This window comes from Hippea alviniae EP5-r (assembly GCF_000420385.1).
GTDB lineage: Bacteria > Campylobacterota_A > Desulfurellia > Desulfurellales > Hippeaceae > Hippea > Hippea alviniae.
In genome coordinates this window covers 173,858-198,786 of the sequence record NZ_ATUV01000001.1, presented here as the reverse complement: position 1 = coordinate 198,786, position 24,929 = coordinate 173,858, and the positions used below count along the sequence as shown (strand labels likewise).

The following is a 24,929-nucleotide window of genomic DNA, read 5'->3' as shown; positions in this document are numbered from 1 at the left end:
TATGGAGATAATAAAACTTGAAAACATCAACATGATATTCCCTATATCAAAAAGTGAATCTTTAACCGTTCTCGAAAACATAAGTCTATCTATAGAAGAAGGAAAAATAGTGTCCATATTAGGTCCGTCTGGATGTGGAAAATCAACTCTATTAAGAATAATCACAGGACTTCTAAAACCAACAAAAGGGAAAGTTTTTTACAAAGGCAAAGTTCAAAGTGGTGTTAATGATAAAATGGCTATGGTATTTCAAAACTTTGCTCTATTTCCATGGAAAACCGTATGGGACAATATAGCCATAGGCATAAGAAACAGAGAGATAAGAAACAAAGACGAGATGATAAAAAGGGTTATTGATATAGTAGGTCTTGAAGGTTTTGAAGATGTATATCCAAAAAGCTTGTCAGGTGGTATGAAACAAAGAGTTGGTATAGCCAGAGCTCTTGTATCAAATCCAGAAATATTGTGCATGGATGAACCTTTTAGTGCTCTCGATGTTCTGACAGCTGAGAATCTAAGAGAAGAGTTGATGGACTTATGGCTCTCAAGAAAAACATCACTTAAAGGAATTGTAATAGTAACTCACAATATAACAGAAGCCGTATACATGTCCGATGAGATAATAATAATGGCCTCAAGACCCGGTAGGGTTCAATTGGTATACAAAAACAAACTATCATATCCAAGAGACCAAAATAGTGCCGACTTTCTGAAGATAGTTGACGCCATAAGAAATTACTTAACAAAAAACATAATACCCGATGAACCCTACACAAAGATACATGAGCAACTTCTACCTATACCGAATGCCACCGTAGGAGAAGTTATAGGACTGCTCGAAGTATTAGAAGATAACGATGGAAAAATAGAAATGTTCGAATTATCAGAAAGGATAAACAGAAGATTTACCGTAGCAATGATTATAGCAACTGCGGCTGAACTTATGGGATTCGTCCAAACACCCTTCAGATACATAGTTTTAACCAATACAGGAAGAAAATTCTTGGATGCTGACATAAACGAACGAAAAGAGATATTTAGAACCGAATTACTAAAACTTCCCATAGTAAAAATATTTGTAAAATTCATAAAAGAAAACAATGGAAGCATAAATTCCAAAGAAGCAAAAAAGTTCTTAAGAAAGAAACTACCTAAAGAAAAACCAAATTCTGTCTTAAAACCCCTTCTGAATTTTTGCATGTATGCAGAGATTTTGGATTACGACTCTCGAGATGATGAAATTTCTATAAACCCGGATATACCAATAAAAATATAAATCAAGCTAATTCAGAGAAGTTTTTGACTTTTAAACCAAAGAGTGATATATAAAACGACTGTTGCCATGCTCTTGTATGGCAAAAAAACTTTTAAAAGAAAAAAGGAGGGCACATGAGTGAAGGCACTTGGAAGACATGTTTTGGCTGAGTACTTTGAGTGTGACAGAAAGCTTCTCAATGACCCAAAGGCATTAGAGAAGCACTTAATTGAAGCAGCTAAGGCTGCAAACGCAACAGTGATTTCTTCTTCCTTTAGAACTTTCGACCCTTTCGGTGTAAGCGGCGTCGTAATCGTCGCAGAGTCCCACCTTGCAATCCACACTTGGCCTGAATACGGATTTGCAGCAGTTGACTTTTTTACATGTGGTGATTCATCAAATCCATGGAAAGCACATGAATACTTAAAAAAGGTTCTCAAACCCTCACGGACAGAAGAGAAAGAAGTTCTTCGAGGCGTCTTAGAGATAGAGAATTTAGAATTCAAACCTTTTCTTATACACCAACAACAAAAGCAAAAACAAGAAAACAATAGCGCTGCTTTTATCTAAGTAAGTTATTTATTTAGGAGGAAACCTTACATGTTCAATAGGGCTCCGAATATTTACACCATAAAAGCAGCTGCAGCTGAAGGCTTCAGCGAGCTTAATGCCTTCGATGTAGCACTTTTAGAAAGCGGCGTTGGAAATACAAATTTAGTAAAAATGAGTTCTATTTTGCCCCCGAAGTGCAAAAAAGTTGATAACATTGAGCTGCCTTTGGGAGATTTAGTGCCCGTTGCCTATGCTGCTTTAACATCATCGAAGAAAGGACAAAGGATTGCAGCAGCAGTTGCAATAGGCATACCAAAAGACCCCACCAAGAATGGTTTGATAATGGAATTTGAAGATTACGACATAACAAAAGAGCAGGCAGAAGAACAAGTAAGAAAGATGGCAGAGTGGGGCATGAAATACAGGGGGTATGAGATAGAAAGAATTGAAAGTATCGCCGTTGACCACATAGTTGAAGAACACGGAGCCGTTTTTGCCTGTGTTGTTCTCTGGTGGGAAAATAAATGAATTATTACTGCAGTAATCCCAATTTAAAGAAATCACGTATTGTTCTGGTGGGTGTGCCTTATGACGGTACATCCACCTTTAGACCTGGTTCTCGCTTTGCTCCAGCATCCATAAGGGAAGCATCATACGGCATAGAATCATACAGTCCTTATCAAGACAAGGATTTGAGAGATATAAGGTTTTATGACATTGGCGATATTCCGCTCTCATATTCTGATGTTAATCTAAACCTTGAAATAATAGAGAGCTTTATCCACAAGATAATTACAAAGGGCAGAAGGGTTTTAGCTTTAGGTGGTGAACACTTGATAAGCTATCCAATAATAAAAGCTCACAAAAGGAAGTTCAAGGATTTGGTCGTTATTCAGCTTGATGCACATAGCGACCTTATAGACTCATACAGGGCAGAAAAATTCTCTCATGCGACGGTTATGAGAAGAACAGCCGAAGTTGTAGGCTTTGAAAATCTATATCAGCTCGGTATAAGAAGTATGGTAAGGGAAGATAAACTCCTGCCTTTAAGAGATAAAAATATGTGCATGCTTGATTTGTCAAAAGCTAAAGAGTTTTTGGACGAGATAAAAGATAAACCCATCTATTTAACGGTGGACCTTGATGTGCTTGACCCTTCTGTTTTTCCAGGAACTGGAACGCCAGAGCCAGGTGGTATCACATACAAAGAGCTTTTAAACTTCCTTCTCAAACTTAAAGACAAAAGACTAATCGGTGCAGATGTGGTTGAGTTATCACCACATTACGACCCAAGCGGTGTATCATCTATCGTTGCTGCAAGCATAGTAAGAGAGCTTCTGCTTCTTATAAAGAGTTAACAATCTCTATCGGCACATTTTCAAGCTTATCTATATTCAGATGCCCGATTCCACCATCTTTTGAGATATGAATAGTAAACATGCCAAGCTGATTTGCTGTTTTTATATTTTTTTCGACATCGTCTGCCATTAGATACTTCTTAGCTTTTGTTAGCTCAACTATCTTTTGATACGGATATTTGTGCGGCTTTCCTATAAAATCAGAGCTAATTATGTCAAATATATCAACAAACAGGTCTATTATTCCGACAAGCTCCAAAACCTTCTGGGCATGTTTTAGTGGTGCATTTGTAAATGCAATCTTAACGGCATCTATCTCTTTTAACTTCTCTCTCAACTTTGGATTGGGTTTTACAAGCCCGTTCAGATTAACATCATGCGTGAATTCGAGAAAGTGGTGTGGGTCTATGTGATAATGTTTCATAAGTCCCGCCATCGTAGTGCCGTATGTGTGCCAGTATTCTATTCTTTTTCTGGGCACTTCTTGTGGGTCCATTCCTAAGAACTTAATCATATATTCGTTTATTCTCTTATCAACAAGGTCAAAAACACCCGCTTCCTGTGGATAAACGGTATTATCTACATCAATCAAAAATACTCTCATGTCTAAATAATACTCCAGATGGTTTAATATATCAAACAAAAAGCCCCTCAGCGGGGCTTTATAAGTTCAAATCCATACTCTCTATAAACATTAAGATGCTTAAGTATAAAATTATACAACTCTTTGGCTTTTTCTGAGTTTGAATACCTTATTAAAGCAACATAACCATACCTATGAACATTGCACTTTTCCGGTATATCTATCCACTTGAGATTCGTGTCTCTTACAAGAGCCTTATCAAGAACAATACCAGCATCAACAACGCCGCTTTTCACATACCCTACTATTTGAAAGACATTCAAGCATCTAACAACTATATTTTTCTCAATTTTTTCCCTCAACTCTTTTGGAAGCTTATTCATTATTTCTCTGAATGTCTCGCCAAGACACATAGCCCTTGTATCACCGCCTGCTATTCTAACACCTGCTTTGGCAAGGTCATTAATCGTCCTTATTTTACTTTCTGCACTTTTAGATATAAGAAAAATAGGTGTGAGTTTAAGGATTTTATCATATTTTAAAACGATTTTATGTTTTATAGCTTTTTTTAGAAACAGTGCATCAACAAGAGTATATATAGCTCCCTTTTTAGTTTGAAGCATCTCGTTTAATACTTGACCAGAACCGCCAGTTATAATAGCAACCTTGCAGTGATGAGTTTTTTCAAACATTTTTGCAATCCTTTCAGCAGGCTTTTTGATGCCGGCACCAGTAAACCAGTAAAGCGTGCAGGAAAAACCCTCAAAACTAAAAACAAATAGAAACACAAAAACCCCAAAGAATAACTTGCGCACGATAGCACCTCCTTAATTTTAATTAATCCATAAATATTATATGGTTAAGATTGCCTAAAAGATAAGAGCGGTCATAACTATCTCCTTTCCAATCACGGGAGGCATAAGCGTTTCCACTTATACCCTATCGGCCTTCAGCCATAGCTTTTTGCCTTAGGCTAAAAGGCTCGGAGACTTAATTTTAAAATTTATTACAATTTTTCCTGAGAATTGTAAAGTTTTTAAAATCACTTTCCCTCTTCCATAGACACAACAACACCTGAAATAGCTATCAAAATCCCACCTATAAGTTGAATCAAGGACGGTTTTTGATGAAGAATTAGAAAACCTAAAACTATAGCAAAGAAAGGATCAAGATAAGAAAATACGGCACTCGTCGAGACTTTGATATAATTAAGCGAATCATACCACAAAAATAGAGCCAAAGCTGTATGAACAACGCCAGTTATAACGAGCAAAAACAGAACCGTCAAATTCAATCCAAACTTAAAGAAGAATACAAAAGGCATAGTAAAGAAAAGCGAGATAAAAATTTGATAAACCGTAATTTTTAACGAAGAATGTTTAGCTGTCGTAATTTTAGAAATAAATCCCAAAAGTCCATATAAAAAACCAGAGACAAGAGCAATCAACGAACCAAAAAACGAAGCCGACGAGTAGCTAAAAGATGGTAAAAAGGTTAGAAAAGCACCGAAAAATGCAAACAATGTAGCCAGAATAAGGGTTTTTGTCAAAGGCTCTTTAAGAAAAACAACAGCCAGAATAATACTGAAAACAGGACCAAAATAGTAAAGCACAACAGCTGTTGTTATATCTGTAAGATTTATAGCCCAGAAGAAAAAAATCCAGTTAAGAGAAAGAACTATCCCCGATATTACTAAGGGAAAAGCGGGTTTAATTCTAATTAATTCTTTTTTGCCAAGCTTTCTTAAAGAATAGAAAAAAATAAAAGGAAAAGCAAATAAAACTCTGAAAAACACAAACACAGGCGAAGGAAGATTGGTCCATATGGAAAAAAGCGGGATTGAACCCCATATAAAAGTAGCAAAAAACATTTCAACTAAACCTTTTGTCTTATTCCCCCTCATTTTAATCCCCAATCAAATTTCATACAGTAACTCTTCGTTGACTAAACTTACCCTTTAGTGTAAATTTTTTAAGATGAAAGATAAAGTTTATCTTATCGATGGCAGCTCGTTTTTATACAGGTTCTTTTTTGCAATCAAGGGTTTGTCTTATAAAGGTCAACCCACTTCGGCTATCTTTGGCTTTGCCAAGCTACTTTTAGAGTTTGAGAACGCAAAACCTAAATACATAGCCATATTCTTTGACACAAAAGCAAAAACATTCAGAGAAGATATATTAGAAACCTACAAAAAGAACAGGCCGAAAATGCCAGATGAGTTGTCTGTCCAGATAGAACCCACAAAAGAGTTAATAAAAGCCTTTGGCATTCCCATTATTGAACTCGATGGATTTGAAGCAGACGACTTGATAGCAACATTTGCCGATAAACTCAAGCATGACTTTGAAGTAATTGTCGTTGCAACTGATAAAGACCTATTTCAGTTGGTTGATAATGACATAAAACTTTACGACCCTGTTAAAAAGGTTCTTTATGATAGAGAAAAGGTTTTTGAAAAATTGGGCGTATATCCAGAACAGGTTGCAGACTTTTTGGCTTTAGTCGGTGATAGCATAGATAATATACCAGGCGTTAAATCCATAGGCCCAAAAACGGCAAGCCTGCTTCTCAAAGATTACAAGAACTTGGACGGCATCTTAAATAATTTAGACAATCTAAAGCCAAAAGTGAAAAATGCCATAGAGAAAGAGCTTAATAATCTTCCTGCATACAAAGAGCTAACGGTTGTAAAAAGGGATGCACCCATAGATGTAAGTCTAAATCAGATAGAGAAAAAGGATGCAGACATATCAAAAGTAAAGGAGATTTTTTTAAAATTCGGCTTTAAATCACTGATAAATCAACTTCCAGAAGAACAAACAAAACCAGAAAAACCAACAAAACAAGAAAAACCAATTCTGTTTTCCCAAAGCGGTTCAGTCTTGCTGTTTGAGAATGGAACACTAAAAAGGGTTGAACCGTCTGTATTTGAGATAGACAAAAACACAATAGCATACGACATAAAGCAACTTGCATCCTTAGGCGTAAATTTTAACATTCTTCCATTTGATATAAAGCTTGCCTGTTATCTTGTAAATCCAGACTCGAAGGGCTCACCAGACTCATGCTTTGAACAAATAGATGATGAAATTTACCTAAAAGTTGCAAAAGCCAATAACTTCCACGACAAACTTGCGAAAGTTTACGAACCTTTAAAAAACTACATAAAAGAAAACAATCTTGAGTTTTTGCTAAAAGAAGTGGAAACACCATTATCGATTGTGCTTTTTGAAATGGAAAAAACAGGCATAAAGATAGATGTCGATTACTTAATATCGTTCAAAAACGAATTGGAAGACAAACTGAGCAGAATAGAGAATTCAATCTATGCACTTGCAGGTGAGATATTCAACATAAACTCAACAAAGGAACTTCAACGAATACTATTTGAAAAGCTCAAGATAAAACCCATTAAAAAAACAAAAACAGGGTATTCAACCGATTCAGAAAGTCTTCAGGTGCTAAGTGAAAAATACGAGATAGCAGGATTAATCATCACATACAGGGCAATAGCCAAGGTGATTTCAACATACATAATACCATTTTTGGAAAAGGTTGATAAAAACAACAGAATCCACACAACATTTAATCAAACACTTACATCAACAGGCAGACTCTCATCTTCAAATCCAAACCTTCAAAACCTGCCCGCAGGCGATGATGAGTTGCATTTAGGCATAAGAAAATCCGTCATAGCAGAAAAGGGATACAAGCTTATCTGTTCAGATTACTCTCAAATTGAACTAAGGGTTTTGGCAGAGCTATCAAAAGATGAGACACTCATTGAAGTATTCAAAAACGACGAAGACATACACACCCAGACTGCTGTTAAACTATTCGGAGTCCATAAAAGCATGGTTGACCACAATCTAAGGCGAATGGCAAAAACGATAAACTTCGGGATTTTATACGGCATGGGATATGTATCACTTGCAAAGACACTAAACATACCAAAAGACAAAGCAAAGCAGATAATAGAGAAATACTTTGAAAGGTTTGGCAAAGTTAAAGAATACATAGAAAATACAATTGAAAAAACCATAAAACAGGGTTATGTGCAAACATATTTTGGAAGAAGGCGATACTTTTTCAATATTAACAGTTCAAACAAACGATTGGCAGAGTTTGAAAAAAGAGCTGCAGTAAACGCAACAATTCAAGGAACGGCAGCAGACATAATAAAAATAGCAATGGTAAAGCTCAACGAGAAGCTCAAAGATAAGGATGCCAAAATAGTTCTTCAGGTTCACGATGAGCTGCTTATAGAAGCAAAAGAAGAAATAGCAGACGAGATAGCAGAATTAACAAAAGAGACAATGGAAAATGTGGTCAACTTCTCAATCCCACTAAAAACACATACAAAAATCGCAGATAACTGGCATGAAGCAAAATAGCTTTCTTAAAACACTTAAAGGCAAAAAAACAAAACCCACGCCTGTCTGGTTCATGCGTCAGGCAGGAAGATATCTGAAGGAATACAGAGAGCTAAAGAAAAAATATTCATTCTTGGAAATGTGCAAAACGCCCGAACTTGCAGCCAAAATAACACTTATGCCTTTGAAATTGGGCGTTGATGCTTTAATCATTTTCAGTGACATACTCATACCGTTGTTGTCCGTTGGTGCAGAAATAGAATACACAGAAGGAGTGCAACCAAAATTAGACCTACAAAGAAACTTTGAATACAAAGGATTGGACAACATAGAGTTTCTAAAAGATGCGATAAAAATAGTAAAAGATGAACAATCAGATATACCACTTCTTGGCTTTGCTGCAAGTCCTTTTACGCTTCTTTGTTATCTATTCGGCGGAGCTGAGTTTTCAAACATAAGGGTATTCATGTTCTCAAACCCAGAAGAGTTCAAAACATTGATGGAAAAGACGACAAGATTAACCATAGATTATCTAAATTTTCAACTGAATAGCGGATGCGATGCGGTTCAACTGTTCGATAGTTGGGCTGGGATATTGCCTGCTAATTTATACAAAACCCTTGTTTTTCCTTATGTAAAAGAGATAGCTTCAAACATAAAAGCCCCACTCATATATTTTGTAAAAAACTCATGCCACATAAACGATTTTTTAAAAGAGATAGAAGCCAACTGTTTCAGCATAGATTCAAGAAGTTCACTAAAAAAGATTTACAGCTCAACAAACAAGTGTGTTCAGGGAAACTTAGACAATGCCGTCTTACTCACAGACAGAGAAACAATAAAAAACGAAACTTTGAAGGTTTTAAAAGAAACCGAAGAGATACCACACATCTTTAACCTTTCTCATGGTATTCTGCCAAATACAGACCCAGATAAGGTAAAGTTTTTAACAGACTTAGTCCACAATGAAACATCAAAGTAAAAAAATTACAATTGTAAATATGGGTGCAATTGAGAAGACAATAGATATACCATTTTTTCTGTTCAACATGTTTAACGACAAGTTTATACTTCCACTGCCACAACCAATAAGGGCTTTTGTGGCTACAATGATTACAATTGCGCGATTTAAAGAGACCTTAAAAATTCTAAAGACAACACCATCACCACTTAAAAAAATCACTTACAAGCAAGCCGAACTTTTAGAGAAACTCTCTAACATAAAAACAGAAGCGGCATTCGTCTATTCAAAACCAAAAATTGCCAAAACAGACAACTCAACGGTTATAGCAATGTACAATTTCTACTCACACACAACTCATGGAAAAATCTTAGAAAAAGCAAAACAAATCAAACCACCATTTTGTATCTATAACGAATTTTTTGACATGGTAAAAAACAGAATAGAGAAAGAATTAAAAAGTCTAAACCCAACCAAAACAGTCATTCTTCTATCTGCACACTCCATACCAGAAAAACACGCAAAGAAAGACATATACGCACATGATTTAGCAGTATTTACAAGGTATTTGGATAAAAGGCTGCCTTCAAAAGTTTTTCTCTCTTTTCAATCTAAGTTAGGCCCCATCAGGTGGCTAAAACCCGCAACAGAAGAAAAAATAAAGGAACTCTCAAATTTATACGAGAATCTTTTAATTTTTCCCATAAGTTTTACTTCTGAAAACACAGAAACAACGAATGAGATAGATATTAGATACAAAAACATTGCTTTAAAAAATGGTTATAGAAAGTTCATTAGAATAAACTGCTTCAATTATGATAAAGATTTCACAATTTTCTTATCAAGAAGCGTTGTATCTGCCAATAAAACTTAAAAATTGGTCAAAATCCAATGGCTTGCTTATATAATAACCTTGAATATAATCGCAATTTATTTTTCTCAAAAAATCGAACTGTTCTTTTGTTTCAACGCCTTCGGCTTGTATCTTTGCTCCTAAAGAGTGAGCAAGTTCAACAATGTACTCTATAACCCTTTCAGCTTTTCTATTACCTATAATATCAACAAGGGTTTTATCTATTTTTATAACATCAAATTCCATCTCTATCAGTCTATTTAGGGAAGAATATTTAACTCCAAAATCATCTATTTCGACTTTTATACCTAATTTTCTGAGTTCCTTTACAAATTCAGAAGCCCTTGAGATGTTCTCAACTATATCTCTCTCTGTTATCTCAATAGAAAAACCCCTTCTGTTTGTATGAGTGAGTTTATCCTTTATGGCTTTTAATAACGCTCTATCATTTATATCTTTTGCACTAATGTTTATTGCTACATCTATGTCAGGAATCTTCTCGGTTTGTTTAAGAACTTTATCTACAACTAAAAGAGTAATATCCCTTATTAAATTCATTTGTTCGGCTATAGATATAAACTTCTCTGGGCTTACCATTTTACCATCCTCATCTTTAAGCCTTATAAGTGCTTCGCACTTTGTTATCTTGCCATTATTTAAGTCCAAAACAGGCTGATAATGAAAGAAAAATCTATTCTCTTTCAAGGCTGTCTTAATATAATTGCTTATTCTAAAATGTTCTTCTATAATTTTTCTTATATCCTCAGAATAAAATTCAACTCTTCCTGTTTGCTTAGCTTTTACCAAAGCAGTCTCAGCTGATATTATGAAATCTTTTTTATCGCTAACTAAATCAGGATATACACTTATTCCTACACTCAAAGTCACCTGAACCTTATTGTCATCTAAAACAATCTCTGCCGTCGCACTTTTTATACTTTCTACGATATTCAATAACTCGTCCCTATCTGTCTCGTTTAAAAACACAGCAAACCTATTCCCCGGAATTTTAAATACTTCACCTTTATCTTCTATTTTGCCAGCTATAAGTCTGCCGATCTTCTTTATTACCCTATTTGAGAATTCTATTCCATATACTTGATTTAATGTAAGCAGGTTATCTACTCTCAAGTAAATCAACGAACCTTTGCTTATATTTCCTATTTTCTCATTTAGTGATGTAAAGTTCTTTAAACCTGTGAGTTTATCGTGATAAAACTCATACAGCAACTCTTTCCTATATCTTATTCTCTTTATAGAATCTCCTATATCGCTTGCAAGTTGCTTAAGCAAATCAAGAAATTCATCATCAAAAATACTGAATATCTCACTATACACATTAAGCGTATACTCAACTTTATTGTCTATAACAATTGGTAGAGTGGCACTATAATAAGAAATACTATCATTAGAAAAATTGAATAAGGAATCATTCTTTATGTAGGGAGATATCCAAGAGTAATTTTTAAACGCATCTGATAAACTTCTGTCCCCATATTCAAACAGAGGTTTAACTTTATTGTCTTCGACTTTCCCTATCCACACAAACTTAAAAGCACATGTAACCGCAAGACATGTACAAATTGAATTTAGTAGTTCATCTTCCCTTTCGGATTTAACCTTTATTGCATTTATCCTGTAAAGAGTTTGATAAAACATGGAAATCTTTTTTCTTTTAGTTATATCCTCAATTATATTGAGTATCTCATATCTGTTTTTTTCTTTACTTAAAACTATAGAAACATCCTTCACCCATATTATTTTGCCGTCTTTTTTTCTCATTCTGTATTCATATTCTGCCTTACCACTCTCAATAAGTTTTTTTATTTTGTCTATTTCACCACTAACTATATAGCTTTCCCAGCTTTTTAGGCTACTAACCTCTTCTTCATCGTAAAGCGTTATTTCTTTTATCTCTTTAGAGATATAAAGATTTTTCTCATTTTTTACATCCTCATCTTCAATCTCTACTATTTTATGAAAAACCCCGTAGGGCAAATGTTCTACAATTCTCTGATACTTCTCTTTCAATGTAAAAATTTCCGTTATGTTGACAAATGTTGAAAGACTCAAATATTCACCCTTATATTTTACGCTTGTAGATACAGCATAAACTATCACATGGGAAGGAGTGTTTAATTTTAGAATATGAGTTGTGGTAAATTGCTCTCCTTTTCTTCTCCTTTCTATATTCTTAGCAAACACCTCTTGGTCTTCTTTCTGCAATACATCTCTTATATCTCTACCAACAATTTCACTTCCTATAACTTCTTTAGCATATCTATTAGCATAAACTATTTTCTCTCCACATATTATTATGCCAGCAGGTATTATATCTGCTATCTTCTCAAACATATATTCGCTCTCTTTTATTCTTTCAACAAGCTTAAATACAGTTTCTAAAATAGGTTCAAATTCTTTTTCTACAATTTCTTTATCGTAAAGAACATCAAGATTGGCTGGAACATCCTCTATTCTCTTAGAAAGCTTATCCAGTTTTCTAATGAAATACTTAGACACTCCAAAATATATTAAACCACCACTCAAAAATATAAAGATAACGGCCAGGCCAAATATATTAATCGTTATAAACCTGTATATATAGTGCAGAATACTTGGTTGCAATGAGAACAACAAACTCGCAATTGGTTTATCATTAATATCAAATAAAACTATATATTGAATACCGTTCTTGGAATAAAAACCCAATTTTAAGTCATTTTTTCGTGTAATTTCATAACAGCAAGGAACAGAACCCATTTTTATAGATTCTATATACTTCTTCAATTTATCTACTCTAACCCTTTTCAACACAACCAAAACACCACGAGAACTACCATAACCATCAGAAGGTAAAATCTTGCTTGAAGCATAAAAATAAACAATACCGTTTACTCTAACAAAACCACGAGAAACTTTTACGGGAACAAATCCCAAAGGATTAGTGTTAAGTGAGGAATCATCTCTACCCACACCAAAAACAAACCCTTTTCTATCAAAAAACAACATATAATCTATGCCAAGATTTTTAAGTGTATTTCCAGGAAAATTATCTTTCACATACTGCTTATTTTTTGTTATCACAAAGTTATAGGTATCATTCCATATTCCCCAATCTTTAGCCGTATTGTTTATATGTTTCAAAGAAGAGTTTAAATATAGAACAATAAGCTCGGTATATTTATCCCTATAAAGATTTTCTGCTTTCTTCTCCAAAAATTGCTTTTCTTTATAGAATACACCAGAAAAAGAAAACAGCAAAATAACTAATGCTATAATAAAATAGATAAAAAATTTTGATTTTAAATTCTTTTCTCTTGCCACATTTATCACCTAAATTTTAGTATAAATTAAAAGAGATGATTGTCAACAGGTTAACAAAAGAAGCCAAATAATTACTGTTATTTCAATTTATCGCAATCCTTCTTACCTGTCTTTAGAAATAACTTAAACTTTCTAAGCCAACCAGGCTCACCATCTGGTGTCAACCTTAAAAAGCTTAGAAACTTCACTATCCTGTCCGTTGTCTCTGGATGAAGATAATGCTCAATAGCACAGGCATCTTCTTCTGCAACCCTAACATCAACCTGAAGCACATTCACCAAAAAATCCACAAGCGTATCATAACGATAACTCAACTCTCTGCCTATTTTTTCTCCTTCAGGTGTAAGCTCTATATACCCATAGCTCTCGTGTATAACGAGCCCTTTCTCTTCGAGCGTTTTTACTGCATTTACAACAGACGGCATCTTCACATTGAGATTCTTTGATACATCCTTTATTCTAACAACCTTTGAATTTTGAGATATTCTATAAATCGCCTTTATATAATCTTCCGTTGAAGGTGTTAACTTAATCTGTGCCATCTTTTATGCTCTTTACTTCTTCAAACTCAACCTTCTCTATTCTCTCAAACGCTTTTACAATCTTCTGTGTCGTCGTGTCTATATCAGCTGCATCCTTATGCAACCTATCAACATCTTTCAAAAGCTTCTCCCATCTCTTTCTATATCTATCAAATTCTTCGGATAATTTCATCAACTCATTTTGAATATTTTTAGCCTGTTGATGAATCTTCATATCCCTTACCGCTGCAGAGATGGTTGTAAGAAGAGCCATAAGCGTGGTGGGTGATGCTATCCAAACTCTTCTTGAATAAGCATACGCAACTATATCAGAATGGTGTGCGTTTACAGTTGCAAATATTGCTTCAGCCGGCAAGAACATAACAGCCATATCTGCTGTTGTTCCTTTGATTATGTATTTATCCGCTATGTCATCTATATGCTTCTTCAAATCGTTTTCAAAAGCCCTTTTAAACTCACGATACTCGTTGCCTTCTGCATTTATCATCCTTTGGTAATTTTCAAGTGGAAACTTTGAATCAATCGCTATCAAACCAACTTGAGGTGCTTTAATTATAGCATCTGCTATGTATTCTTTTCCGTTCTTCTTAAGCTTTACCTGAATATCGTAAAGCTCTCTTGACTCGCCAAACACACTCTCCAAAATCAACTCAAGCCTTACTTCACCAAATCCACCACGCCTTTTTTTATCGTCCAAAATCTTCTGAAGAGATACAACTTCTGAGCTTAACTCTTCTATTTTCCTTTGAGCTTCTGATATCCTTGCTATGCCTTCAATAATATCCTTGAATGTTTTATCAACATTTTCAAAACCAACCTTCAGTCTCTCATCAACCTTATCGCTAATCATCACAAGTTTCTCTTCAACAAGCTGCATAAACTTATCAAGCTCATCTGTATTCTTCTTAGCCTGCTCAAATAAGGCGCTACTTATCTTTATCGATATATTATCAAACTTCTCACCTATATCCTTAAATCTCTCATACAACTCATCCTTAAGTGTTCCCTTAAGCTGCTCTGTGGCCTTCAAAAGCTCAACACTTGACTCCTTTGCATGTTCTATTTGCTTCTGATTCTCCTTAGACACTTCAATAAGCGTGTTTGTAAGCTTATCTTGAATCTGAGCAAAATACTTCCTTTGCCACACAAAAAGCCCAACAAATCCAACTATAACAACAGCAATCAGAATAGCTAACGCGTATATCACTTTTTAACTTCTTTGTTCAGCTTTGATTCAATAGACGCTATCTTCTGCTTCATTCTATTTGACCTGTTTTTTCGTATATCAAACTTAATTGTTGAGTATATTCGATTGCAGTCGGGTTCTAAAACATCATAAGCCTTCTTTATCAAATCCAAAGCATCTTCCATTGTTTCTGTTTCAAATACCGTTCCCATAGGCGTAAGTTTATACTCAAACCCACTTTTATCTATAACATCTATAATCCTTGACACATAAGAGCTAACACTCTCTCCTTTATCTGTTGGAAACATGGCAAACTCAACAAGAACGGACATTTTTAGCCCTCCTTTTTGAACTCCATACTTCTATCTTCCACAGCCTTTTTAATTCTATCAATTACGCTTATATCTTCAAGTGTCGATAAGTCTTGTTCTATAGGTTTGCCAGACGCTATAGCTTTTAAAATCCTTCTTACAACCTTGCCAGACCTTGTCTTTGGCAGAGCATCAACAAACACAACTTCCGACGGTTTTGCAATTGGCGATACCATCTCCTCAACATACTCTCTCAATCTTCTTACTATCTCGTCGTGCCTTGTCTTATCCACACCTTCTTTAAGCACAACAAAGGCAAACACTTCTTCCCCTGTTATCTCATTCGGCCTTCCAACTATAGCAGCTTCGGCAACATACTTGCAACTTGTTAGAGCACTCTCAATCTCAGCACACCCAATTCTGTGAGCAGAGACATTAACAACATCATCAGCCCTGCCTTCCATCCAGAAATAGCCATCTTCATCCTTATAAGCAAGGTCTCCAGTATAGTAATACTTGCCGTTAAACTTGCCCCAATAGAGCTCTTTATACCCTTCATCATCATTCCACAGTGTTCTAACCATTGAAGGCCACGGTTTCTTAAGCACAAGATGACCTGTTTTGTCTGGCTCTGTTATTATATTACCGTCATCGTCAACTATATCAGGAAATATACCAGGAACGGCAATACCGACACTACCGGGCTTTTGGTCAACTACAGGTAAAGCCGAAATCATATGCCCTGCCGTTTCTGTTTGACCGTATGCATCTATAACAGGGCATCTCTTACCGCCCACATGCTCCCAATACCAGAGCCATGCGGCTTCGTTTAGTCTCTCTCCACCTGTTGTAAGCAGTCTCAAAGATGACAAGTCGTATTTTTTAAGCCACTCTTCCCCTCTTCTCATTAGTGCTCTTATTGCCGTTGGTGCTGTGTACATGACATTTATCTTGTATTTCTCAACTAAATACCACCACTGAGCAGGAGTAGGATAAAGCGGCATACCTTCGTAAATAAAAGTTGTTGAGCCTATGGAAAGTGGCCCATACAATGTGTAAGAGTGTCCAGAAATCCAACCTATATTTGCCGTTGACCAAAAAGTATCTTCTTCTTTTAAATCAAACACCCAACGGGCAGTTAAAATTCTCCACAAAAGATAACCTGCAGTTGTATGAACAACTCCCTTTGGTTTTGCAGTCGAACCAGAAGTATAAATAAGAAAGAGTGGGTCTTCTGCATCCATTGGCTCTGGCTCGCAGTAAGGTTTCGCATAATCAGGGTCGCTCATCAAATCCTGCCACCAGAAATCCCTTAATGTCTTCATCGAGATATCTCTATCTGCATGTCTTACAACCACCACATACTTAACAAACTTCAGCTTTTCAACGGCTTTATCCACATTCTCCTTCAAAGGAATTGTCTTTCCTGCTCTAAACCCGCCGTCTGCTGTAACGATAACAGAACTTTTGGCATCTTTAATTCTCTCATTCAACGCAACAGCACTCATTCCGGCAAATACAACTGAATGTATAGCTCCAATCTTCGCACATGCAAGCATAGCTATAGGAAGTTCTGGTATCATTGGCATATAGATAACAACAACATCGCCCTTTTTCACACCCAAAGTCTTTAGAACATTGGCAAACTTATTAACCTGATACTGCAATTCCCTGTAAGTCAAAATCCTTGATTCACCCTGCTCGCTTTCCCAGATTATAGCAGCCCTGTTTTTCTTTCGTGTTGTTACATGCCTATCAACGCAGTTATAACACATATTAAGCTTGCCACCGACGAAAAACTTATAAAACGGAGCATTTGAGTCATCAAACACCTTTTTATATGGCTCAAACCAGCTTATCTCTCTCTTTGCAAAATAGTCCCAAAAACCTTCAAAATCATCTTCTGCCCATTTGCACAGTTTCACATACTCATCGTATTTTAGGTTTGCTTTAGATAAAAAATCCCTTGGAACTTTGATTTTGTTTTTTGTCATTTTACACCCCCACTTTATGTTTAAAACGATTCTAAAGAAAAGCCTTCTGAAAAAAACCAAAAAGATAGGGGGCATTAACCCCCTTAAGATTTACTTTTTGTCATTCCCGTTCTTATTCATCTCCTCTTCGAGTTTATCCCTTAACTCTGCGAGTTTATCAAGAACCGAAGCATCTTCAAGCGTGGATATATCCTGTTCAATCTTCTTACCTGCAGCTATATCCTTAAGTAGCCTTCTCATTATCTTGCCAGACCTTGTCTTTGGAAGCGCATCTGTAAAGATAATTTCCTGCGGTCTTGCGATAGGTCCAATCTCCTTCTGAACATGCTCCCTTAGCTCCCTAACCAGTTCATCGTGATGTGTCTTGTCAACACCTTCCTTGAGCACAACAAATGCAACAATAGCTTCACCTGTAATATCATCTGGCCTTCCAACAACTGCAGCCTCTGCAACATTTCTATGAGAAACAAGCGCACTTTCAACTTCCATCGTTCCAATCCTATGGCCGGAGACATTAAGAACATCGTCAACCCTTCCCATAATCCAGAAGTATCCATCTTCGTCTTTCCTTGCGCCATCTCCAGCAAAGTAATATCCCTTGTCTTTAAATTTTGCCCAATAGACATCGATAAACTTCTTATCGTCCCCCCAAATCGTCCTGAGCATAGAAGGCCAGGGTTTTGTTATAACAAGTAAACCACCCTGATTTGGGTCATTTATAGGGTTGCCCTCCATATCTACAACATCTGCAAATATACCAGGCAATGGCATACCAGCAGAACCCGGCTTTGCAGCCTGAGCACCCGGGACAGTGGTTATCATATGTCCACCGGTCTCTGTCTGCCACCATGTATCGACAATCGGGGCTCTTTCATTCCCAACAGTCTGATAATACCAAATCCATGCTTCAGGGTTTATAGGTTCACCGACTGTTCCAAGCAGTCTTAAAGATGATAAATCGTGTTTCAAAACCCACTCATTACCAAGTCTCATCAACGCCCTTATAGCTGTTGGTGCCGTATAAAGTATGTTTATTGAGTGCTTCTCAACAAGTTCCCACCATTTGGCAGGTGTGGGATATGTTGGCACACCTTCATACATAACTGTTGTTGCACCTATAGCCAAAGGCCCATATACACCGTATGAGTGCCCTGTTATCCAACCTATATCAGCCGTACACCAGAATGTGTCATCATCCTTTATATCAAAAACCCATTTCATCGTTAGCATTGTCCAAAGCAGATAACCGGCAGACGAATGAACTATACCTTTTGGTTTACCCGTTGAGCCTGATGTGTAAAGAATAAATAACGGGTCTTCGCTATCAACATGCTCAGGTTCGCAATAAATAGAAGCATAATCAGGGTCGCTCATCAAATCCTGCCACCAGAAATCCCTTAAGGGCTTCATGTGAATATCTCTCTCTATATGCCTTACAACAACTACATAATCAACTTTATGTTCAACACCATTCAAAGCTTCATCAACCTTACTTTTTAGCGGTATAGCTTTACCATTCCTAAAACTTCCGTCTGCCGTCACTATAACCTTTGGTTTTGCATCGTTTATTCTGTCCCTTAGGGCTTCTGAAGAAAACCCGCCAAAAACAACTGAGTGTATTGCACCAATTCTAGCCGATGCAAGCATTGCAACCGCGGCTTCAGGTATCATAGGCATGTATATCAAAACCCTATCACCCTTCTTAACACCAAGAGTTCTTAAAACACTGGCAAACTTGTTTACTTTTATATAAAGTTGCTGATATGTTAAAACTTCAGTGTCGCCATTCTCACTTTCCCAGATTATAGCAGCCTTATTCTTTCTCCATGTTTTAACATGTCTATCAAGACAGTTGTAAGATACATTGAGCTTCCCCCCTGTGAAAAACTTGTAAAACGGCGGATTAGAATCATCTAAAACTTCGTCAAATCTTTTAAACCAAGTAATTTTTTTCAATGCAAAATATTTCCAAAACCCCTCCCAATCCATTTCAACCCATTTTTTGAGCCTTTCATACTCTTCGGCATCAATATTGGCCCTTTGGGAAAATTCAATAGATGGGTAAAAAATTCTTGTCTCCTTCAATTTGGATTCAATAGTCCCTTTCTGCTTACCCATATTCTCCCCCTTTATGGAAAAGTTTAAACTTTTTAATTTTATATCATAGGGAAAACATATAGTCAAGGTTATAGATGCTTAACTTTTGGCTAACTAATGGTTTAAGTAATTGTTAATATATAGGTTATATTTTTTTAACGAGAATTACGATGCGCCTATTGATAGGGTCATCAGGATTTGTCCCAGGAACTGGCCTTGTTGAACCATAACCAATAATACTATCAAACCTGTCTGAACTCACGCCGTTTGCCTGAAGCTCTCTTCTTGCAGCATTTGCTCTCATTGTTGACAAATCCCAATTAGATACATTACCTATTGTATATGGATGGGCGTCCGTATGGCCTTCTATAACTATCTTGTTTGAGATTGAAGCAAGTTGTTTGGCAACAATATCGAGAACTTCTTTAGCCCAAGGCTCAAGCTGAGCAGAGCCTGGATAAAACATTGGTCTCTTGTTTTTGTCGAAAATCACAATTCTCAAACCTTCTTCCGTAATTTCCATCTTTATCTGGTTTCTATATTGGAGAAGCTCCTTTTTGCTTGCTATAGACTGTTGAATTTTCTTCATTACCATATACAAATTTAATGTTTGTTTCTGATGGCCTACTCCTCCTCCGCTCTTTCTCAAAACCTTGGGTATAAGGCCTCTACCTTTTAACGTCTTTGGTTGTTGAACAGAAGGTAAAGGCATCTCTGGGATACGCTGCGATATGGTTAAACTCTTTGAGCCTATGTCAAAAACACCCTTTGAAGGAAGCATGGAGGAACCTTCAGTTAAGGATGTGGCGCCAGGTTGAGTAAAATAGGTGGAGAGAATTTTTCTTTGCTTAACATTAGTGGCAGCAATAAGCCACATAACCAGGAAAAAAGCCATCATCGATGTCATGAAGTCGCCGTATGCAACTTCCCATGCGCTGCCACCACCTTCTTCGCACTTCTTCTGCTTACACTTTTTGACTATGCCACCTTCGGGATTCTCTTCAGCCATATCACTTACCCTTTACAAACTGTTCTGCTTCGTCAAACTCAGGCCTTGCCAAAGGTGGTATCGACTCTCTAACAGCTTCCATTGCAATAATCGGAGCATCACCCTTTGCTATATAGATAATGCCAGTTTTCAACGCTTTAAGATAGGCTATCATATCTTCGTTTTTAAATTCGGCATACCTTGCCATAGGCCCAAATATTCCATAACACAAAAGAAGTCCTAAGAATGTTCCTGTCAGAGCAGCAGCAATATGTTCACCAATTACAAGAATAGAACCACCCAATGCACCCATCGTAAGTATAACACCCATAACTGCAGCAACAATACCCATACCAGGCATCGACTCAGCTAAAATTGCTACCATCTTAGGTGGTGCAGAAATCTCTTTCTCTATGGATTCGATGTTCGTATCCAGCATCTCATCTAACTTTTCAACTTCTATACCCGTAACAATACTCCTTAAAGCATCTATAAGCAGGTTTCTTGCTTCCTTATTCTTCAGGAAAAAAGCAGCATCTTGAAGAATAGGTGAAGATTCCGGGTCATCAACAACAGCTTCTAATGACAAAATACCATCTTTTCTAACCTTCGTTGATAAATCGTAAATTATTTTAAGCAGCTCAAGATAGTTTTTCTTGTTATAAGGGTCTGGCTTTGCAATACCTAAAATTACGCCAAATGCACCCTTCAAAGCAGAAGGAGAAGCAGTTGATAAAAGCATGCCAAAAAACGCACCAATAAGAACTATGTATTCACCTATCTGTATAAGAACCATAGGATTGCCACCTTCATAGACGAAAGCACCAACAACAGCCAGCAGAGTAAATATAATTCCCGCTGCGTTCATTTAGCCTCCTGAATCAAAAGTCTCCACTTATCATAATCGGCATAAACGAAAAATTTTTTAGCCTATTTTTGTCTTTTATCAATAACCCTTATCGCTTTGCCCTGTGGACGCTCAAGCGTTCCTTCTGGGACTATCTGTATATCAACCTTAAAGCCCAAAAAATCATAAAGTTCTGCATGCAATCTGTTTAAATCAACAGAAAAACCGTTTTTTCTCTCCGCAACAATCGTCATATGGCCTTTACCCTTAACCTTCTCTATAACAATATGATAATATGGTGAAAGCTGCTTGTATCTCATCAATATGTTCTCAATTTGACTTGGATAGAAGTTTACGCCCTTAACTTTAAGCATATCGTCTGTTCTGCCTTTTAGCCTGTCAACCCTTAGATGCGTCCTTCCGCAGTCGCACCTATCCCTTGATATAATTCTGGTTATATCTCGAGTTCTATATCTCAAAAGCGCCATACCTTCTCTCGTCAGTGTCGTTATAACCATCTCACCTTCTTTGCCATCTTCTAAAACTTCGCCCGTGCTTGGGTCTATAATCTCAACTATATAATGGTCTTCCCACACATGAATGCCGTTTTTTACTTCACAATCTATACCAAGACCAACACCACCTGTTTCTGTCATTCCTATGATATCGTAAGTGTCAACACCCATCTCTTCTTCTATGCGAGCCCTTATCTCATCAGACCAGGTTTCGGCACCCAAAATGGCAACCCGCAGATTTGTCTTTTTAAAATCAAAACCTATCTCGTGAGCAACCTCTATAAGCCTTAGCGGATAAGAAGCTATACCTGTCATTACCGTCGTTCCCAAGTCTTCCATAAATTTTAGCTGCAATCTACTCCTTCCTGCACCAACTGGAATAATAAACGCTCCTATTTTTTCCGCACCGTAATGAAATCCAAAGCCGCCGTTAAATAAGCCAAATGACGGAGTAATCTGAATTCTATCCTTTGCAGTTACACCTGCGGCATAATAACAGCGAGCCATTATCTCGCCCCACTGTTGAATATCGTGCTTAGTCATAACATTAATAACAGGCGTTCCTGTTGTTCCTGAACTCATGTGCATTCTCATCCACTTTTCATCGTCTTCAACAGCTATATGTCTAAAAGGATATGCTCTTCTTATCTCATCCTTCTCAAGCAACGGTATCTTCTTTAAATCATCTAAACTCTTTATATCATCTGGCTCTATATCTCTATACTTCTCTTTAAAAATAGAGCTTGAGTTTTTGATTTTTTTTATCGTCTCTTTTAACCTTTCAAGCTGAAGCTTTTCAATCTCTTCTCTTGGCAATGTCTCCATCTCTCTGTTAAAAATCATACTCAACTCCCTTTTCAAAGGCTTTTAGGTTTAAATCTCTATTCTTTAAACCACCTATAACCTTATAAGCATCTTCTTTTGTAAAAATATCTTGGTGCTTAACAAAAACACCCAAAGCAAACGAACTTATGTATCTTATATCTTTGAACTCTTTAACAAAATCATTGATAACCTTATCTTCAAAAACAATCAATCTTCCATCTTGCTTAAGAAATGCAGATGCATACTCTTTAAACTCCCTTCTAAAAACAATAGATATATCAGCTTCATGTTGAAGAACAACACCACTTGTGCCTTCGTTTATCTTCATCTGCACTTCAACCAAACCGCCCTTTTTTGCCATTCCGTGAATCTCGCTCGATTTAACGGATAAATCCCTATCCATAGACATCTGAGCTATCATTTTTGATAGCGTTATAGCACCCATTCCACCAACACCAAGTATAACCAACTTCATCTCTTCACCCTTATCGCATCAAATGGACAGCTAACAACACATTGACCGCATTTTATACATGTTGTTGCATCTATAAAAACTTTATTTGTCTCTTCGTTATAAACCAAAGAAGGACACTCAAAATCCTTTATACACACCTTACAACCTGTGCATTTATCCTGCTCAATATACACATCTTCAAACCTGATGTTAGACTCTAAACCTTCCTTCGTATACACACACGGATGCCTAAATATTAAAACGGCAGGCAAATCATTGTTCTCAATATACCCTTTTGCAGCTTCTAAATCTTCCTTCATACCTTCTATGTCGTATGCATCTCTAATCCTTAAAAACTCAACACCTATAGCTTCGACTATCTTCTCAATACTCACAGGCTTTTTGTTATGTTCAGATGCTCCTGTTTCATTTGCAGGTGTTGTCTGATTGCCTGTCATAGCAACAGTTGAATTATCGAGTATAACAAGTATAAACGGAGAACGATTATGAACAGCGTCGATTAAGGGCGTAATGCCACTATGAAAGAATGTTGAATCTCCTATTGTCGCAACAATGGGTTTGCTATTTTTATCAAGTGAAAATGCCTTATTAAAACCAAAGGCAAACGAGACACTTGCTCCCATGCAGTGCACAGTATCAACGGCATTTAAATTCAATCCAAGCGTATAGCAACCTATATCACCTGTATATACGGCTCTATTGCCAAATGTTTTTCTAATAATGTAAAATGCGCTCCTATGCCCACAACCAGGACACAAAGACGGCCTTTTAAATGGTGGTTTAACAACTTCTTCCTTCTTATAATCTATTAAACCAGACTTGGCAAAAATAGACTTTATCACATCAACAGTTAACTCACCTTCCTTAGGGACAGTTCCGTCATTCCTGCCCTTAACATCACGCCTATCAACAATCTGCATCTCAATTAAAGGATAACCTTCTTCTATCACAATTGCAGAACCATACTCATCTATATACTTTTGAATCTTACTCTCATCTAAAGGAAACGGCATCTTTATGCGCAGAACTTTAACCTTATTTTCCAACCCAAACTCTTCAACAATATCACATATATAGGCAAAACTGATACCTGAAGTAATAATCAATGTATCACCGTTGAAATGCTCTTCTATCTCATTTTCGATTTTTATCTTCTCAAGCTTCTCATTCAACCTTTTATGTAAAATAAACCTAAAATGCGGCGTCGCAGCGTATCTATCCCTATCCTTTTTAAACTCAACACTCAACCCACTATCTTCAATATTGCCTATCTCTATATCTTCACGAGAATGCGATACCCTTGTCGTTGTTCTTAACATAACAGGAATCTCATACCTTTTGCTTAAAGACAATGCTTCCTTAGAAAACTTATAGGCTTCCTTCGGCGTTGAAGGTTCAAGCACCGGAGTTTTTGCAAAAAAAGCCATAAAACGAGAATCCTGCTCTGTTTGGGATGAGTGTGGCCCTGGGTCATCAGCAACAACCAAAACGAAACCGCCTACCGTTCCAACAAGTGCAGTATTCATAAACGGATCCATACCAACATTCAAGCCAACCTGCTTCATCACACAGGCTGAAGGAACATTACAGAAGCTTGCAGCCGTTGCTTCTTCTATTGCAACCTTCTCATTTACCGACCACTCAATATAAGCATTGAGATTAAATCTCTTTTTAATTTCGGCAGCTGCAGGCAACACTTCACTTGAAGGCGTGCCTGGATAAGCAGTCAAAAACCTAACGCCTGCTTCCATCAATCCAAAAGCTATAGCTTCGTTTCCAGAAAGAAAAAGCTTCATCTTAACAAACCCCTACAACTATAAATCTAAAAGATTATCCAAAAAAAGACGAGTTTTTCAAGTTAAACATGGCAAAGAGATATTTCATCATCGA

The 24,929-nt window shown here is 36.7% G+C and carries 21 protein-coding genes and 1 riboswitch; of the genes, 7 read left to right on the top strand and 14 right to left on the bottom strand.

All coding sequences use genetic code 11. The annotated features are described in order from the left end of the window. Window position 1 precedes the first annotated feature (1 nt). The 4 genes from G415_RS0101055 (at window position 2) to speB (ending at window position 3,165) form a co-directional block, all read left to right on the top strand. Window positions 2–1,276, top strand: a complete 1,275-nt coding sequence (locus G415_RS0101055; protein WP_022669727.1) for an ABC transporter ATP-binding protein — start codon at window positions 2–4, stop codon at window positions 1,274–1,276. Between the two features lie 117 nt (window positions 1,277–1,393). Next, window positions 1,394–1,825, top strand: coding sequence for an adenosylmethionine decarboxylase (speD, locus tag G415_RS0101050; protein WP_022669726.1), 432 nt, complete (start codon window positions 1,394–1,396; stop codon window positions 1,823–1,825). Between the two features lie 30 nt (window positions 1,826–1,855). Next, window positions 1,856–2,335, top strand: coding sequence for a pyruvoyl-dependent arginine decarboxylase (locus G415_RS0101045; protein WP_022669725.1), 480 nt, complete (start codon window positions 1,856–1,858; stop codon window positions 2,333–2,335). Continuing rightward, window positions 2,332–3,165 carry an agmatinase gene (gene speB / locus G415_RS0101040; protein WP_022669724.1) on the top strand — a complete coding sequence of 278 codons (834 nt, stop codon included), beginning with the start codon at window positions 2,332–2,334 and terminating at the stop codon, window positions 3,163–3,165. The genes G415_RS0101045 and speB overlap by 4 nt, the downstream gene beginning before the upstream one ends. Here the strand turns inward: speB and G415_RS09345 are convergent. The 3 genes from G415_RS09345 to G415_RS0101025 form a co-directional block, all read right to left on the bottom strand. Then, window positions 3,152–3,769 (bottom strand): pyrimidine 5'-nucleotidase, encoded by a 618-nt coding sequence (locus tag G415_RS09345; RefSeq protein WP_022669723.1) that lies wholly within the window; start codon window positions 3,767–3,769, stop codon window positions 3,152–3,154. The two genes, speB and G415_RS09345, sit on opposite strands and share 14 nt — an antisense overlap. Before the next feature lie 47 nt (window positions 3,770–3,816). Continuing rightward, entirely contained in the window at window positions 3,817–4,563 is a 747-nt protein-coding gene (locus tag G415_RS0101030) for a substrate-binding domain-containing protein (RefSeq protein WP_022669722.1), read from the bottom strand. Window positions 4,564–4,628: 65 nt separating this feature from the next. Further along, a riboswitch (molybdenum cofactor riboswitch) is annotated at window positions 4,629–4,748 on the bottom strand. A 42-nt stretch (window positions 4,749–4,790) separates the two neighbouring features. Next, complete coding sequence (locus G415_RS0101025) at window positions 4,791–5,651, bottom strand: EamA family transporter (RefSeq protein WP_022669721.1); 861 nt, start codon at window positions 5,649–5,651, stop codon at window positions 4,791–4,793. Between the two features lie 73 nt (window positions 5,652–5,724). On the opposite strand from G415_RS0101025, the gene G415_RS0101020 reads away from it, so the two are divergent. The 3 genes from G415_RS0101020 to hemH are packed head-to-tail and all read left to right on the top strand — an operon-like array spanning window position 5,725 to window position 9,956. Further along, window positions 5,725–8,142 carry a DNA polymerase gene (locus G415_RS0101020; protein ID WP_022669720.1) on the top strand — a complete coding sequence of 806 codons (2,418 nt, stop codon included), beginning with the start codon at window positions 5,725–5,727 and terminating at the stop codon, window positions 8,140–8,142. Beyond that, window positions 8,129–9,103 carry a uroporphyrinogen decarboxylase gene (gene hemE / locus G415_RS0101015; protein ID WP_022669719.1) on the top strand — a complete coding sequence of 325 codons (975 nt, stop codon included), beginning with the start codon at window positions 8,129–8,131 and terminating at the stop codon, window positions 9,101–9,103. The genes G415_RS0101020 and hemE overlap by 14 nt, the downstream gene beginning before the upstream one ends. Continuing rightward, window positions 9,087–9,956 carry a ferrochelatase gene (hemH, locus tag G415_RS0101010; protein WP_022669718.1) on the top strand — a complete coding sequence of 290 codons (870 nt, stop codon included), beginning with the start codon at window positions 9,087–9,089 and terminating at the stop codon, window positions 9,954–9,956. The genes hemE and hemH overlap by 17 nt, the downstream gene beginning before the upstream one ends. Here the strand turns inward: hemH and G415_RS0101005 are convergent. From G415_RS0101005 to G415_RS0100955, 11 genes are all read right to left on the bottom strand, one after another. Continuing rightward, complete coding sequence (locus tag G415_RS0101005; protein WP_081639301.1) at window positions 9,924–13,268, bottom strand: EAL domain-containing protein; 3,345 nt, start codon at window positions 13,266–13,268, stop codon at window positions 9,924–9,926. The genes hemH and G415_RS0101005 overlap by 33 nt on opposite strands. Window positions 13,269–13,336: 68 nt before the next feature. Next, complete coding sequence (locus G415_RS09340; RefSeq protein ID WP_022669716.1) at window positions 13,337–13,801, bottom strand: metal-dependent transcriptional regulator; 465 nt, start codon at window positions 13,799–13,801, stop codon at window positions 13,337–13,339. Continuing rightward, complete coding sequence (locus tag G415_RS0100995; RefSeq protein WP_022669715.1) at window positions 13,788–15,008, bottom strand: DNA recombination protein RmuC; 1,221 nt, start codon at window positions 15,006–15,008, stop codon at window positions 13,788–13,790. Before G415_RS0100995 ends, G415_RS09340 begins: the two co-directional genes overlap by 14 nt. Continuing rightward, the gene (locus G415_RS0100990; RefSeq protein ID WP_022669714.1) at window positions 15,005–15,319 is read right to left on the bottom strand and encodes an MTH1187 family thiamine-binding protein; all 315 of its coding nucleotides are present in this window, start codon (window positions 15,317–15,319) and stop codon (window positions 15,005–15,007) included. Before G415_RS0100990 ends, G415_RS0100995 begins: the two co-directional genes overlap by 4 nt. A gap of 2 nt (window positions 15,320–15,321) precedes the next feature. Further along, entirely contained in the window at window positions 15,322–17,292 is a 1,971-nt protein-coding gene (acs, locus tag G415_RS0100985; RefSeq protein WP_026939495.1) for an acetate--CoA ligase, read from the bottom strand. A 90-nt stretch (window positions 17,293–17,382) separates the two neighbouring features. Further along, window positions 17,383–19,410, bottom strand: coding sequence for an acetate--CoA ligase (gene acs, locus G415_RS0100980; protein WP_022669712.1), 2,028 nt, complete (start codon window positions 19,408–19,410; stop codon window positions 17,383–17,385). 124 nt (window positions 19,411–19,534) lie between these two features. Then, a complete protein-coding gene (locus tag G415_RS0100975; protein ID WP_022669711.1) occupies window positions 19,535–20,398 on the bottom strand; it encodes an OmpA family protein in 864 nt (287 codons plus the stop codon). Window position 20,399: 1 nt separating this feature from the next. Next, a complete protein-coding gene (locus G415_RS0100970; protein ID WP_022669710.1) occupies window positions 20,400–21,245 on the bottom strand; it encodes a motility-associated protein in 846 nt (281 codons plus the stop codon). A 62-nt stretch (window positions 21,246–21,307) separates the two neighbouring features. Then, window positions 21,308–22,582, bottom strand: coding sequence for a phenylacetate--CoA ligase family protein (locus G415_RS0100965; protein WP_022669709.1), 1,275 nt, complete (start codon window positions 22,580–22,582; stop codon window positions 21,308–21,310). After that, a complete protein-coding gene (locus G415_RS0100960; protein ID WP_022669708.1) occupies window positions 22,572–23,039 on the bottom strand; it encodes a 2-oxoacid:acceptor oxidoreductase family protein in 468 nt (155 codons plus the stop codon). The genes G415_RS0100965 and G415_RS0100960 overlap by 11 nt, the downstream gene beginning before the upstream one ends. Next, window positions 23,036–24,835 carry a thiamine pyrophosphate-dependent enzyme gene (locus G415_RS0100955; protein ID WP_022669707.1) on the bottom strand — a complete coding sequence of 600 codons (1,800 nt, stop codon included), beginning with the start codon at window positions 24,833–24,835 and terminating at the stop codon, window positions 23,036–23,038. Before G415_RS0100955 ends, G415_RS0100960 begins: the two co-directional genes overlap by 4 nt. Window positions 24,836–24,929: the final 94 nt, after the last annotated feature.

Bases quoted from the DNA above. Each gene is read 5' to 3' on its own strand.
- G415_RS0101055 (WP_022669727.1), top strand. From the start codon at position 2: ATGGAGATAATAAAACTTGAAAACATCAACATGATATTCCCTATATCA.
- G415_RS0101045 (WP_022669725.1), top strand. From the start codon at position 1,856: ATGTTCAATAGGGCTCCGAATATTTACACCATAAAAGCAGCTGCAGCT.
- speB (WP_022669724.1), top strand. From the start codon at position 2,332: ATGAATTATTACTGCAGTAATCCCAATTTAAAGAAATCACGTATTGTT.
- G415_RS09345 (WP_022669723.1), bottom strand. From the start codon at position 3,769: ATGAGAGTATTTTTGATTGATGTAGATAATACCGTTTATCCACAGGAA.
- G415_RS0101025 (WP_022669721.1), bottom strand. From the start codon at position 5,651: ATGAGGGGGAATAAGACAAAAGGTTTAGTTGAAATGTTTTTTGCTACT.
- G415_RS0101020 (WP_022669720.1), top strand. From the start codon at position 5,725: ATGAAAGATAAAGTTTATCTTATCGATGGCAGCTCGTTTTTATACAGG.
- hemE (WP_022669719.1), top strand. From the start codon at position 8,129: ATGAAGCAAAATAGCTTTCTTAAAACACTTAAAGGCAAAAAAACAAAA.
- hemH (WP_022669718.1), top strand. From the start codon at position 9,087: ATGAAACATCAAAGTAAAAAAATTACAATTGTAAATATGGGTGCAATT.
- G415_RS09340 (WP_022669716.1), bottom strand. From the start codon at position 13,801: ATGGCACAGATTAAGTTAACACCTTCAACGGAAGATTATATAAAGGCG.
- G415_RS0100990 (WP_022669714.1), bottom strand. From the start codon at position 15,319: ATGTCCGTTCTTGTTGAGTTTGCCATGTTTCCAACAGATAAAGGAGAG.
- acs (WP_026939495.1), bottom strand. From the start codon at position 17,292: ATGACAAAAAACAAAATCAAAGTTCCAAGGGATTTTTTATCTAAAGCA.
- acs (WP_022669712.1), bottom strand. From the start codon at position 19,410: ATGGGTAAGCAGAAAGGGACTATTGAATCCAAATTGAAGGAGACAAGA.
- G415_RS0100975 (WP_022669711.1), bottom strand. From the start codon at position 20,398: ATGGCTGAAGAGAATCCCGAAGGTGGCATAGTCAAAAAGTGTAAGCAG.
- G415_RS0100970 (WP_022669710.1), bottom strand. From the start codon at position 21,245: ATGAACGCAGCGGGAATTATATTTACTCTGCTGGCTGTTGTTGGTGCT.
- G415_RS0100965 (WP_022669709.1), bottom strand. From the start codon at position 22,582: ATGATTTTTAACAGAGAGATGGAGACATTGCCAAGAGAAGAGATTGAA.
- G415_RS0100960 (WP_022669708.1), bottom strand. From the start codon at position 23,039: ATGAAGTTGGTTATACTTGGTGTTGGTGGAATGGGTGCTATAACGCTA.
- G415_RS0100955 (WP_022669707.1), bottom strand. From the start codon at position 24,835: ATGAAGCTTTTTCTTTCTGGAAACGAAGCTATAGCTTTTGGATTGATG.